Here is a 12,923-nt window from a genome sequence, read left to right as displayed (position 1 = left end):
CCTTGTCGTTATCCACAATCGGGGCAGCAGCCCCCCAAACCCCCCGCTGAAATTGCGGGGGAACCAGATCAAACGCATCGCGGGTCAAGCCCGCTCCCACAGGGATTGCGGTCGTTGCTACTTCTTCTGTTCTGCCTGCGGGTCGTAGACGCGCGTCAGGTCGCCGCCCAGGCGGAAACTCTTGAACGGCTGCATCGCCTGCTTGCGCTTGAGCGCATCGGCGTCGCACTGGTACAGGCTGCACCACGGCTCAAGCCAGGCGTATTTGCTGTCGATCTTCAGATCGTCCATGTCCTGCTTCTGGCCATTGCGCGCCTTGAACGCACTCGGGTCTCTGGCCCCGGACAACACCCGCTCGCCCAGGCGCTTGAGCGCGCCGTTGTTTTCCGGGCGCAGGTCCACGCCGTTGGCCTGGGCGAAGCTGGCGATCATCGACAGCGGCGGCAGTGCGTAGTTGTGGTACGCCAGGGCGCGCTGCTTGCGCTTCATCTCGTTGGGCAGAAAGCCCTGCGCATCGACCTGGTTGGCACCCACGCGGTACTCCTTCACGGCCCAGTCGAACAGGTCGCGGCGATCGGTCGCCACCGCCGTGGCCATCACCGACCAGGCGGCCCAGTACGAGTGGTTGTTGATCTTTTCCAGCGGCAGGTCGCTCCAGTCCTTGACCGTCTGCTCGGCCAGGCGCGCGAACCATTTCTCGATCTGTTCGGCCTGGGCCTGGTGCGCCGCCAGTGGCTGTGCGTTGGAAAACTTCAGACGCAGGTATGCCGAGCTCAGGCTGCCCAGCGCCCATTTGCGCATCGACTTGCCGGTGTGGTTGTAGTCGGTGGACATCAGCGCATCGGCCTGCGCCCAGGTGCCCAGCCACTGCAGGGTGCAGTCCAGCTGCTGCGGGCGGCCGTCGCGCATGTACTGCATCACCTGCTTGCTGACCCCGCGCTCCAGCGTGGTGATGCTGGCGGTGGAATCGCGAAAGGCCTGTTCGGATGCCTTGTTCAGCGTCGCGCGGGCCTTGTCCGAGCCTTCGTACTTGCTGCGAAACTGCAGCGCGCCGGTGTAGGGCTTGGGCACGGCCTCACAGGTGAAGTCGTTGGGGCTGGTCTTGGGTTTCTCGATGCCGGCGTAGTAGCCCTGCGGCGGGACCAGCCCGCCGGCCTGCACCGCCGGGCCGAACAGGGCCAGGGCGAGCAGGGCGGGGGTGGCAAGGGTGCGGATGGATGTCATGTGCGCCTCACAGGCCGGCCTGGGCAGCATGCTGCCCGGCGCCGGCGATCGGGTTGCGTGTACACAGCCTGGCCTGGACCTTCTGGCTGCCGCTTTCGGGACCCTGCACTTCCACCGCGAGCAAGGTCTGGTTGGCCCAGTCCTCGTCCTCGCGCAACTGGAAGGCGAAGCGTCCGTCGGTGTCGGAGGTTTCGGGTTTTTCGATCTTCAGGTCCTCGTGACGACCATTGAGGTACCACAGGGTGGCCTGCAAGGTCTTGACCGACTTGTCTTCGAACTGGATGTCCAGTTGATGACGGCCGTTGACCAGGTTCTTGATCACGCCGTTCTTGCCATTGACCAGCAGCTCGTTGGTGCCCGGCTTGAGCGAGGTGCTGACGCTCATCTGCGCAGGCTTGCCTTCGCAGCCGTTGTCGAGCAGGGCGAGCATCTGGCGCCAGATGGTTTCCTGGTCCAGGCGGTACAGCGGCGAGAACTCCCACACCAGGATCTTGGGCGGGTTGTTCTGGAACTCCTCGCTGCCCAGGTACTGGATCATCGAACCTTCCAGGCCGCCACCGGGGAACGCGACGTTGAGCACGTCGGCGCCGATGTACTGCTGCAGAAAACCCGAGAAGTTGTAGTTCTTGCCGCTGTGGCTGGTGCCAACCAGGGTGATCTGCGGGTTGCCCGAGTCGCCGAACAGGTCGTCGCCGCCACTCTCGCCCTTGGGCTCGGTGACGAACTGGTCCATGTACTGCACCGCGTAGCTGGTGCCGCACAGTTGGCCGGCGACGTTGTGCAGGGTGCCGGTCTTGCCCATGCGGCCGGACGTGTGGCTTTCGAATTCACGCCGCGGGATGTCGGCGAAGGCCGGCATGCTGTGCACGGTGTCGGCCACGATTTTTGCCGCACGCTCGGCTCCATAGGGCGTCCAGTGCTGGTCGCCGCGGAAGTAGAAGTCCTTGCCCTGCTGCGCGGCCGGCAACTGTTCGTTGGTCAGCGGCGACAGGTCGGGCACGTTGTAGCCCATTTGGGCGAAGCGCTTGAGCATGGCCTGGTAGTTGCGCAGGGCCTTCTCGTAGTTGAACGCGGCCTTGTCGGCCGGGTTGAGCATGTTGCGGTTCACCAGGCCACGGGTGGGCTGGTACACCACCACCAGTTCCACGCCGCGCGCCTTGAACGCATCGTGCACCTGCTGCAGGCGTTTGTAGCCGGCCGGGGTGGTGCTGAATTCGGTGCGCAGGTCTTCGCGGGTACGGAACAGCCAGTCGCCCTGGGCTTGCACCAGGGTGGTGAAGTTCTGCTGGTAGCGGGTGGTGTAGCGGCTGGCATCGTGGGCTTCGGGGCACAGTTGGCAGCACGGCTGGGCGGTGAAGCTGGGCGCCTGCACCTCGTCGGCACGCACGCCGTTGCTGATCGCCAGCAGCGCCGCACTCAGGCCAAGCAGTTTCATCAGGTGTGGGGTCATGTCAGGTTTCCTCAATCCGCCATGTCGGTCTGGCGTTCGACCGGGTCGATCAGTACGGCTTTGCCCTGGCGTACCATCAGGTCGAGAATCTCGTCCTGGCGATCGCCCAGCACCCCGGAGAAACTGATGCCGCTGGACTTGCTCGGGGCCAGCATCGACACCCGGTACAGCTCCACGCTCAGGGGCGAGTCGATCGACAGCGGGCCGCTGCCGTTGGCCGCCAGTTCACCGCCCACCACGATCAGCGACACCTTGGTGTCGAACGGGTCCAGGTCGATGTCGCGGTCGGTATCGGACAGGTCCTTGATGTGCCCGTACACACCCACCAGGCCGTTGGCCATGGCGAGGTTTTCGTACAGGCGGATGTTCACGCTGTTGCGCACGCGGATGCCGTGGCGACGGTTGCTGATGACCTTGTTGCCCCAGACCAGGTTGTCGCCGCTTTCGTACAGGGTGATGCCGTCGGTGTGGTTGCGGTAGATCTCGTTGTAGGCGATCAGGTTGTTGACGCTGTTGCGGTCGATCACCACGCCCGAGAGCTTGTTGTCGTAGCTCTTGTTGTTGATGATCCAGCTGTCGTTGACCTCGCGCGAGACGATGATGCCGTGCTTCTTCTTGGTGCCATGCACGGTGTTGCCGGCGATGATCAGGCGGTGCGAACGGTCGTGGGGGTCGATGCCGTACACGATGTTGTCGCGGTAGGTGTTGTCCTTGACCACGAAGTCGCTGGTCTCGTAGCAGTAGAAGCCGTACCACATGTCGCTGAACTCGGAGCCGATGATCCAGCCGGTGGGTTCGGGGCGGCCCATCTGCTTGGCCATGTTGGGCGTGTACTGCGAAATGCTCACGCCGTAGGACTTGCTCTGGGCATAGCCGAAGCTGGCCATGCGGGTGTTGACGATGTAGGTCTCGGTGCCGCCCCACGAGAGCAGGAACGGGCGAAATTCCTTGGGTGTGCGGAAGGTCGCCGGGCCGTTGTCCTTTTCGCGCCAGCCGGTGACGTGGGTGTCGCTGACGAACAGCTTGCCGTCGTTGACGATGAACGCACCGCCTTCCTGGGACAGGCGCAGTTCCTTGACCTTGGCATCGATCTCGAGCACGCCCTTTTGCCCCACCACGATCGGCAGGCGCGACAGGTACACCCCCGGCGCGGTTTCACGCAGGTACTGGGCCGGCACGTGCTTGCTCAGCTCGGTGAAGTCGACATGCCCGTCATCGACGAAGATCGCCTGCGGGATGCCGTGCTGGCGGGCGACCCATTCGGCCATCTTGTTGTCGCCGCCGATGAACTCCTTGAGGGCGTCTTCCTGCAGCATGCGGCGTACCGTGACCTTGCCCTTGCGTGCACGCTGGATCTTGGCCTGCACCGCTTCGGCGGTGTAGCCGCTGAGGTCGGGCAGGGTCGGCGCCGGGATCTGCAACGGCTCGATCGGCGCGCTGCTGACGGTGTAGGTCTTGGCGTGCTGCAGCTCTTTGGCCGGGCTGGCCACGGGCAGGCCGTTGGCCAGGGCGATGCTGCTGGCCAGCAGCAGGCTGCCGGCGATCAGCGTGTTGAGCGGGTAAAGGTTCATGTCAATGCACTCCAGGCATCAGAAACGCCAGATCACGTCGATGAAGGCGCGGTGCATGTACGAGTCCGCTTCCTTGCCATAGGCGTCGCCTGGCTTGAACACCCCACCGCGAAAGCGCACCAGTGCCGACGGTTCGTCGATCGACTGGCTCAGCGCGGCCGGCAGCAGGCCCTGCTTGAAGTACTTGGTGACCACCAGGTCCATCTCCTGGCCGAGGTCTTTTTCGCCCTGGATCAGCGGGCGGTTGATGCCGTCATCATCGACCACGGCGTTGATGCCGCTGCTGCCGATGTTCTGCTTGCCGTCGACGCGCCAGAACTTGTGGTACACCAGGCTTGCGTCGTAGTCGTCGCGCAGTTGCCAGGAGGTGAACAGGGTGGCGGCCTGCAGGTTGCCCAGCTCGCCACGGAAGGCCTCGCCGAAGCGGTGCACACGCGAGCGGGTGCCGGTGAAGTTGGAGCGGTTGCTCTCAAGGCCGGTCTGTTCGAAGTTGCCCGAGCCGTCGCTGCCACCGCCGCCGCTGCCGCGGGCATAGGCCGCGCCCACCTGCCAGTTGGGGTCCAGGCGCAGGCGGATGCCCAGGTCGGTGGCCCAGGCGTTGACATCGCCGCTCTGCTTTTGCGTGGCCAGCTGGTCGCCGTTGGCCAGGGTGGTGGCGCTCAGGCGATCACGGTCGCCGGTGAGCCAGGTGACGCTGCCCCAGTAGTTGACGGTGTTCTGGTTGCGCCAGTTGTAGGCGTCGCTGTTGGCCTCAAGGCCCAGCCAGGTGAGGTCGCCGTTGCGGGTCTTGTCCAGCGGGTCGAGGGTCTCGCCCGGGTTCTTCAGCTTGCCGTCGTCGTGGGTGTGGTGCGCGCGCAGGCCGACCCAGTGGCCGGGGGTCCATTGCGCGGCCACGTCGCCGTAGACGTGCAGGCGGTCCTTGTCTTCGGGGGCCAGGTCGGTGAGGTCGGTGCGGTACTCGCTGAAACGCTGGGCCACGCCGGCGTTGGCGTGCAGCAGGGTGGTGTCGAAGGTCCAGTTCAGCGCCTCGATGTTGGTGTCGCGCCACATGCCGTCGTCGCTGCGCAGGCGCTGGCGGCCCAGGCGCAGCTGCTCGCCGGGGTAGGCGGTCAGGCCGCTGTAGCCGACCCAGAACTCGCGCATGGCCAGGTAGCTCTTGTCCTGCTCGCGGCCGCTGGCGCGGCGGGTTTCGACCTGGCTGTCGTCGTCGGCCTGGCGCAGGGTGTCGGTGTCGATGGTGTCGGTGGCGGTGACCGCCTGGCCCATGGCGTAGGCGCTCCAGTTGCCGCGCTCGCCATACACCCAGGGGCGCAGGTCCAGGCCCAGGCCGTTGACGTCGCCGCCGGAGCGGGTGCCCAGGTCGCGGTCATCCTCGGACTGGCCGGTGACTTTCACTTCCAGGCCGAAGTTCTTCTCGGCGGTCATCGCGGCCAGGGTCGGGCACGACCAGAGCAGGGCACAGCCCAGGCCCAGGCCGGCCTTCATCCACGGGTTGAGTGTCATAGGGATTCCTCGCCGTCTTGTTCGGTGGTGTCCTGCAGGGCCTGCATGGCCTGCGCGCCGGGGCCCTGACCCATGGCGCCACGGGCCTGGCGCTCCTGTTGCAACAGGCGCTGGGCCTGGGCCTTCTGCGGGGCGGATAGCTGCTGGTCGAGCTCGCCGGCCATCGCCGTCGATTGCTCGCTGGGGTTGGCCTGCGCCAGTTGCGCGAACACCCAGGCGTTGACCAGGTCCTGGCGAATGCCGCGACCTTCGCTGAACAGCTGGGCCAGCGCGTAGTCGGCGCTGAGCTGGCCACCACGGGCGGCGCGCAGCAGGTGATCGACGGCTTTCTGCGGTTCGACCTGGCCCAGATAGCCACGGCGGTAGAGCTGGCCGAGGTAGTAGTGGGCGCTGATTTCGCCGGCATCGGCGGCGGACTGCAGGTGCGTCTCGGCTTTTTTCGCGTCGGCCGGCACGGCCTTGCCTTCGTAGTAGAGGCGGCCCAGCAGCAGCTCGGCGCGCGGTTGTGCGCCCTCGCGGCCCTTGTCGATGTAGGCCAGCAGCTGGTCGCTGTCGCCCAGCTCGGGGAAGCTGTAGAGCAGTTGCGCCAGGCTGACCCAGGACGCGGGGTTGCTCGGTGCGACCTGTTCGAGCAGGGCCTGGGCGGTTTTCTCGTCGGTCTGGCCCAGGCTGGGGTCGGCCAGTACGCGGGCCACGCTGTCGACCCGGCTGGCCGGTACCGCACCGCGGGCATAGGCGGCCTTGAGCTGGTCGATCAGCGCGGCCTGTTGTTCGGGCTGGGCACGCTTCTGGTACACGCTGGCCAGTTCCACATAGCAGATGTCGGTGCTGGCCAGTGCGGCCTTGCAGATACGTTCCACCTCGTCCAGGTGCTGGTCGTAGGTGTTCTGGGTACGGTACAGCAGCACCTGGGCCAGGCCCGCCTCGGGGTAGCCGGCGGCGCGCCATTGGTCGATCTGCTGCTGGGCATCGAGGTCGGGGAAACTCTGCGGGTATTGCAGGTAGAGCATGGCCAGCGGGATCAGGGTGTTGCTTTCGCCGGCGGCGAAGGCCTGCTTGAGCAGGCCCTGGGCCTCGTGGCGCTCGGCCTCGCTGCTGTCGGGCTTGGCCACCAGCAGACGGCCGAGGCGGGCCTGGGCGCGGGGCGAGGTGCGGGCGGCGGCGCGGTAGGTGGCCTCGGCCTGCCTGAGCTTGGCCGGGTCACCGGTTTCGACCTGGATATCGGCCAGGCCTACCTGGGCCTCGCTGTAGCCCAGGTCGGCGAGTTGCTGGTAGTTGCGCTCGGCCAGGGCGGTGTCGCCGCGCTTGAGGGCTTCGTTGGCCAGGCGCTGGTCGGGCAGGCCGGCGCAACCGGCCAGGCTGATGGCCAGGGCCAGTGCACCCATCGGTAGGAGCCGGCCTTGCCGGCGAAGGGGGCTGCACGATTCGCCGGCAAGGCCGGCTCCTACAGGGATCGCGGTGTGTTGGGTAGTCACCGGCATGTCCTCTTCAAAGCCCACGGGCCACGGCCTTGTCGATCAGCCAGTCCATCGACGGGCCCCGGTCGCTGTTGACCGACACCGGGCGCCCGGCCAGCTCGCTGGGCATCGGCGCATCCGGCTTGATCTGCACGCGAATGTCCGAAGACAGGTCGTCGCTGTTCTGGCTGGTGCTGCTGACGATGCGACCCTGGCGCACGTCGTCTTCGCCGGCCACCTGGAAGTTGACGCGGGTGCCGGGTTGCACTTCGTCGAACTGGCGGTAGCTGAAACGGGCTTCGATGATCGGGTTGGTGGTGCGCGGGATCAGCTGGAAGATCACTGCGCCCTTGCTCGCGTATTGCCCGTCATCCACCAGCTGCCTGGCCACCACGCAGTCGCACGGGCTGGTGAGGGTGCCGCTGAGCTGCTTGCCGAACAGTTCCTCGACCCGCGCCGGCTCCAGTTGCTGGTCGTCCAGGTGGCCCTTGAGCAGGTCGAGCATGCTGGTGTTGAACGAGGCCAGCGGCGCGCCCTTGACCACCGGGCCGTCCGCCTTCACCAGGCTCTGCACGGTGCCGTCGCGCGGCATGGTGACGTTGGTGGTGGGGACGCTGACCACCCCGGCCTCGGCATGGCTGACGAAGTACAGGCCGTACACCGACTTGGCGATGAAGCCGAACGCGGCCACGCCGACCACGAACACGCCGAGGCTGAAGGTCACCGCACGCAGGCGGCCGAAGGCGCTCAGGCCGCCGCCGGTGTCCTTCTGCTTGCGCGCCTTGGTGAAGTTGTCGCGTTGCAGGGTGCTGAGCACGTCGCCGATGCTGATCAGCTCGCCCGACAGGTGCGAGGTGATGATGTGGCGCAGGGTGGCGATGTCGCGCTGTTCCAGGTTCTGGAACTGCACGCCAGTACGACCGTCGGCGACGTTGTGCGAGCGCACCTGGAACTCTATGTCGATGGCCAGGCCCAGGTTGTCGACCACGAACTGCAGGCGGCCGCGCACCACTTCGCCGACCTTCAGCGGGTGGCGGGTGTAGAAGCTCAGGCCACCGGCCGAGAGGTCCTCGACCTTGACTTCGAGGGTCTCGCGGTTGGCCCCCAGGTAGCGCAGCTTGGCGGGGATCTTTACCCGGGCGTGCTGACGCTGGGCTTCGGACTCATGCACGACATTGGCATTCACGGCGGTATTCATGGCGATATGTTCCTGTTTATTCCGTAGGGCGGCGGCTCACACGACCATGAACAGCACAGCGACGAAGATGCTGGCTGCCGAGAAGGTCATGGTCCGCGAAGACCAGGTGTTGAACCATTGTTGAAAGCTCGCGAGGTCGCGTTTGAGCGCAGTGGGCTGGCGGGTCCAGGACTGCTTGTCGAGGCGGAAGAACACGTAGATCTTCATGATTGCGCCGACGATCTGGTTGTAATAGAGAATCAGCGGGTAGGCCGGGCCGATGGCATGCCCCGAGCACATCAGCATCAGGGTCAGGATCAGGCGGGTGATGCCGATCCACAGCAGGTACACCAGCAGGAAGGCAGGGCCGAACTTGAGGCTGGCGATCAGCGCCACGGTGAGCCCGAGCAGGCTGGTCCACATCGACACGCGCTGGTCGAACAGCACCACGCTGGTGAACAGGCCGAGGCGGCGAACGCCCAGGCCCAGGGCGCGGGAGTTCTGGCGCAGGTTGTTGCCGTACCAGCGGTACATGAGCTTGCGGCTGGCCTTGATGAAGCTCTTTTCCGGCGGGTGCTCGACCGTGTTGATCGCCGCATCCGGCACGTAGAACGTGTCGTAGCCCAGGCGCATGAGGCTGAACCAGCTGGACTTGTCGTCGCCGGTGAGGAACTTGAAGCGCCCCAGGCGCCAGTGCTGCAGCGAGTCGTTCTCGACGTCCTTGATGAACTCGGGGTTGGTCACCACGGCGGCGCGGAACACCGACATGCGCCCGGTCATGGTCAGCACGCGCTTGGACAGTGCCATCGAGCACATGTTGATGTGCCGCTGGGCAAAGCGCAGCTTGTGCCACTCGCTCATGATGTAGCCGCCGCGCACTTCGCAGAATTCGTTGGTGGTCAGGCCACCGACATTGGGGTAGAGCTTGAACCAGGGCACGGTCTTGGCCACCACGCCTTCGCCGAGCACGGTGTCGCCGTCGATCACCGCGACCACCGCGTTCTCGTCGGGCAGGTGGCGCGAGATGGCGCGAAAGCCGTAGGCCAGGCCGTCACGCTTGCCGGTGCCGGCGATGCGCACGAAGTCCAGGGCCACGCGGTCGGGCGGGTTGAACTTGGCCCACAGGCTTTTCACCAGCAGTTCGTCGCTCATTTCCACCAGCGAGCAGACCACGGTGGTGGGGTAGCCGCAGTCGATTGCCTCGCGGATCACCGAGCTGTACACCTGCGCGGTGGTCAGGGCGTCGATGCGAAAGCTGGTGACCATCAGGTACACGTGCGACGGGTCGGCCGCGCTGCCCAGTTTGCGCACCTTGCGTCGCAGCATCGGGTAGACGATGTAGAGGAACAGCATGCCCCGCACGAAGTGCGTGGCACCCATGGAATAACGCCAGATTCCGACAGCGCCGATGAGGAAGATGAAGTCCTTGGAGTCGGGGTCGAAAACGGTCTTGGGCAAGGCCAGGGCGATCAGCATGAGCAGGCTCACGTAGAACAGCCATCCGGCGACCTGTAGCAGGCCGTGCTTGAGCCTTTGCATGGTGTGCATCCGTAGCGAATGAATGGGAAGGAACTGCACGGGGCTGGGGCGACCCCGTGCAGTGGCTGCTGTTACCAGCAGATGCCTTCGGTGCGGCTGGTGGGGCAGGTCGGCTTGCCCATGAAGCCGACCAGGTCGATGACCTGCTTGCCGGCCGGGGCCTGTTGCGCCAGCGCACGGAACTTCTCGTCGCGGTTACCCAGCACGATCACGTCGGCGTGGTTGACCACCTGCTCGAAGTCGGCGTTGAGCAGAGACGAGACGTGGGGGATCTTCGACTCGATGTAGTCCTTGTTGGCGCCGTGCACGCGGGCGTACTCGACGTTGCTGTCGTAGATGTTGAGCTCGTAGCCCTTGCCGATCAGGCGTTCGGCCAGTTCCACCAGCGGGCTCTCGCGCAGGTCGTCGGTGCCGGCCTTGAAGCTCAGGCCCAGCAGGGCAACCTTGCGCTTGTCGTGGCTTTCGATGATGTCGAAGGCGTTCTGCACCTGGGACTCGTTGCTGGTCATCAGCGAGTTGAGCAGCGGCGCCTTCACGTCCAGGCTGCCGGCGCGGTAGGTGAGGGCGCGCACGTCCTTGGGCAGGCACGAGCCGCCGAAGGCGAAGCCTGGGCGCATGTAGTACTGCGACAGGTTCAGGGCCTTGTCCTGGCACACCACTTCCATCACTTCGCGGCCATCGACGCCGCAGGCCTTGGCGATGTTGCCGATCTCGTTGGCGAAGGTGACCTTGGTGGCGTGCCACACGTTGCAGGTGTACTTGATCATCTCGGCCACTTCGATGTCCTTGCGGATGATCGGGGCGTCGAGCTCTTCGTAGAGGGCCTGCAGCACGTCGCCGCTGGCGCGGTCGAGTTCGCCGATGACAGTCATGGGCGGCTGGTCGTAGTCCTTGATCGCGGTGCTTTCTCGCAGGAACTCGGGGTTGACCGCCACGCCGAAGTCGACGCCGGCCTTCTTGCCCGAGCAGTCTTCGAGAATCGGGATCACCACGTTCTTGACGGTGCCCGGCAGTACGGTGCTGCGCACCACGATGGTGTGGCGGCTGCTCTTGTCGCGCAGCACCAGACCGATTTCGCGGCACACCGACTCGATGTATTCCAGGCCCAGGTCGCCGTTCTTCTTGCTCGGCGTACCGACGCAGATCATCGACACGTCGCTGTCGCGAATGGCCTGGGCAAAATCGGTGGTGCCCCGCAGGCGCTGGTTGGCAATGCCTTGCTGCAACAGGGCTTCGAGGCCCGGTTCCACGATGGGGGATTTGCCCTGGTTGATCAGGTCGATCTTGGTCGCCGATACATCCACGCCGATCACTTCATGGCCCCGGGCGGACAGGCAGCCCGCACAGACCGCACCTACATAACCCAAACCAAAGATGCTGATACGCATCGCATTCACCTCATGTGTTTATCATGTCGGCGCACAACTAAGCGCCAGACCGGGTTGGTTGACCAGCAAATTCAGGGTGCACGGAAGTATCACGGTTAAACCGCTAACTGCCGGCAGGCAAATTAAATTGGAGTGCGAAAAATAAACGGCACTCAAGTTGGCGGCTAATGGCCATTTACATTAGGGGGTGAGCCCTGGACGGTATCCGTCTTTATTGCAGTACCCACTGCGCGTACTGCTGTGCTTGTTATTTCAAGTGGATTAAATCCTTTGAAATCAACCACTAGGACGATTTTTAAGGGTGCTCTCTCCTGGCTTGGACGCGTAATCTTGTCGAACAATTGCGCGGACAAAAAAGTGCTTTCAAAACTTCCTGATACTGTCCATTTGTCATGTACGTCATCTCTCACATACGTCACGAGATAATCCGTACCGGTGGTATGAGCGAGCCTCAAGGGGATAAGTTCCAGGCTCGCCCGAGTCGCCGTGAAGGATTTTTTAATATTTCAACAGTTGACGATACTTTCACTTTGATAGCACACGGCAGTTTCGTCCCGTGTCTGTAGGGCAAACTTGGAGGGGGATGTTTTTATGCCAGCATGAAAAAAAATTTCAGGATATTTCGTCAGAAAACTACGAACGGTCTTATGACGTTTGGCGATATGGCTAGAGGGGGTGGTTTTTTGGCGCCACGGGATTGGCGCCTGGCGGGCTGTGAGGACGCCATCGCGAGTCAACCCCGCGCCCGCAAGGATTCAGGTGATCCCGGGGGGAGCGGGGGGACCCGCGATGCTTTCTACTCGGCCGGGTGGTCGCGCAGGAACACCAGGTTGTCCGGTTTGGACTGCTCGGCACTGTAGTAGTAGCCCTGCACGTCGAACTGCTTGAGCCGCTCGGGGTCGTCGATGCGCTCCTGGGTCACGAAGCGGGTCATCATGCCCCGCGCCTTCTTGGCATAGAAGCTGATGATCTTGTACTGGCCATTCTTGAAGTCGCGAAACTCGGTGTTGATCACCCGCGCCTTCAACGCGCTGCGCTTGACCGCCGAGAAGTACTCGTTGCTGGCCAGGTTCAGCAGCAGGTCGTCGCCTTGTTCGGCCAGCGCCTGGTTCAGCCACTCGCTGATGCGCGTGCCCCAGAAGGCGTAGAGGTCCTTGCCGCGGGCGTTGGCCAGCTTGGTGCCCATCTCCAGCCGGTAGGGCTGCATCAGGTCCAGCGGACGCAGCAGGCCGTACAGCCCCGACAGCATGCGCAGGTGCTGCTGGGCATAGGTGAAGTCGTCTTCGCTCAGGCTCTGTGCATCCAGGCCGGTGTACACGTCGCCCTTGAACGCCAGCAGCGCCTGCTTGGCGTTGGCCGGGGTGAAGTTCGGGGTCCAGCTGCCGAAGCGCGCGGCATTGAGGCCGGCCAGCTTGTCCGAGAGGTGCATCAGGTCGCTGATCTGCTGCGGCGAAAGTTCGCGCAGTTGCAGGATCAGTTCCTGGGAGTCGTCCAGGTATTGCGGCAGGGTGTGCCGCTGGGTAACGGGCGGGGTGTCGTAATCGAGGGTCTTGGCGGGTGAGATCACCGTCAGCATGAGGTCGGCTCCTTGAATCGTGGCGTCGATTCTACGGG

9 protein-coding genes are annotated in these 12,923 nt (G+C 64.4%); all 9 read right to left on the bottom strand.

Annotated elements, in window-relative coordinates; genetic code table 11:
- Window positions 1-117 precede the first annotated feature (117 nt).
- A complete protein-coding gene (locus KH389_RS22280) occupies window positions 118-1,224 on the bottom strand; it encodes a mannuronate-specific alginate lyase (protein ID WP_088515590.1) in 1,107 nt (368 codons plus the stop codon).
- Window positions 1,225-1,231: 7 nt separating this feature from the next.
- A complete protein-coding gene (locus KH389_RS22275; RefSeq protein ID WP_213606258.1) occupies window positions 1,232-2,674 on the bottom strand; it encodes an alginate O-acetyltransferase in 1,443 nt (480 codons plus the stop codon).
- 11 nt (window positions 2,675-2,685) lie between these two features.
- The gene (gene algG / locus KH389_RS22270; protein WP_213606257.1) at window positions 2,686-4,245 is read right to left on the bottom strand and encodes a mannuronan 5-epimerase AlgG; all 1,560 of its coding nucleotides are present in this window, start codon (window positions 4,243-4,245) and stop codon (window positions 2,686-2,688) included.
- Window positions 4,246-4,263: 18 nt separating this feature from the next.
- Window positions 4,264-5,748 (bottom strand): alginate export family protein, encoded by a 1,485-nt coding sequence (locus KH389_RS22265; protein WP_213606256.1) that lies wholly within the window; start codon window positions 5,746-5,748, stop codon window positions 4,264-4,266.
- A complete protein-coding gene (gene algK / locus KH389_RS22260) occupies window positions 5,745-7,133 on the bottom strand; it encodes an alginate biosynthesis TPR repeat lipoprotein AlgK (protein WP_213606254.1) in 1,389 nt (462 codons plus the stop codon). Before algK ends, KH389_RS22265 begins: the two co-directional genes overlap by 4 nt.
- A 103-nt stretch (window positions 7,134-7,236) precedes the next feature.
- Window positions 7,237-8,403 carry an alginate biosynthesis protein Alg44 gene (locus KH389_RS22255; RefSeq protein ID WP_043861005.1) on the bottom strand — a complete coding sequence of 389 codons (1,167 nt, stop codon included), beginning with the start codon at window positions 8,401-8,403 and terminating at the stop codon, window positions 7,237-7,239.
- 36 nt (window positions 8,404-8,439) lie between these two features.
- On the bottom strand, window positions 8,440-9,930 hold the full coding sequence (gene alg8 / locus KH389_RS22250; RefSeq protein WP_370409113.1) for a mannuronan synthase: 1,491 nt from the start codon (window positions 9,928-9,930) through the stop codon (window positions 8,440-8,442).
- Between the two features lie 62 nt (window positions 9,931-9,992).
- Entirely contained in the window at window positions 9,993-11,309 is a 1,317-nt protein-coding gene (locus tag KH389_RS22245) for a nucleotide sugar dehydrogenase (RefSeq protein ID WP_104571967.1), read from the bottom strand.
- Between the two features lie 796 nt (window positions 11,310-12,105).
- Window positions 12,106-12,885, bottom strand: coding sequence for a peroxide stress protein YaaA (gene yaaA, locus KH389_RS22240; protein WP_043861008.1), 780 nt, complete (start codon window positions 12,883-12,885; stop codon window positions 12,106-12,108).
- Window positions 12,886-12,923 lie beyond the last annotated feature (38 nt).

The sequence above is a fragment of the Pseudomonas qingdaonensis genome (assembly GCF_018398475.1).
Classification (GTDB): Bacteria; Pseudomonadota; Gammaproteobacteria; order Pseudomonadales; family Pseudomonadaceae; genus Aquipseudomonas; species Aquipseudomonas palmensis.
Note: the sequence above shows the minus strand (reverse complement) of the source record. Positions and strands in the feature narration are given on the sequence as shown.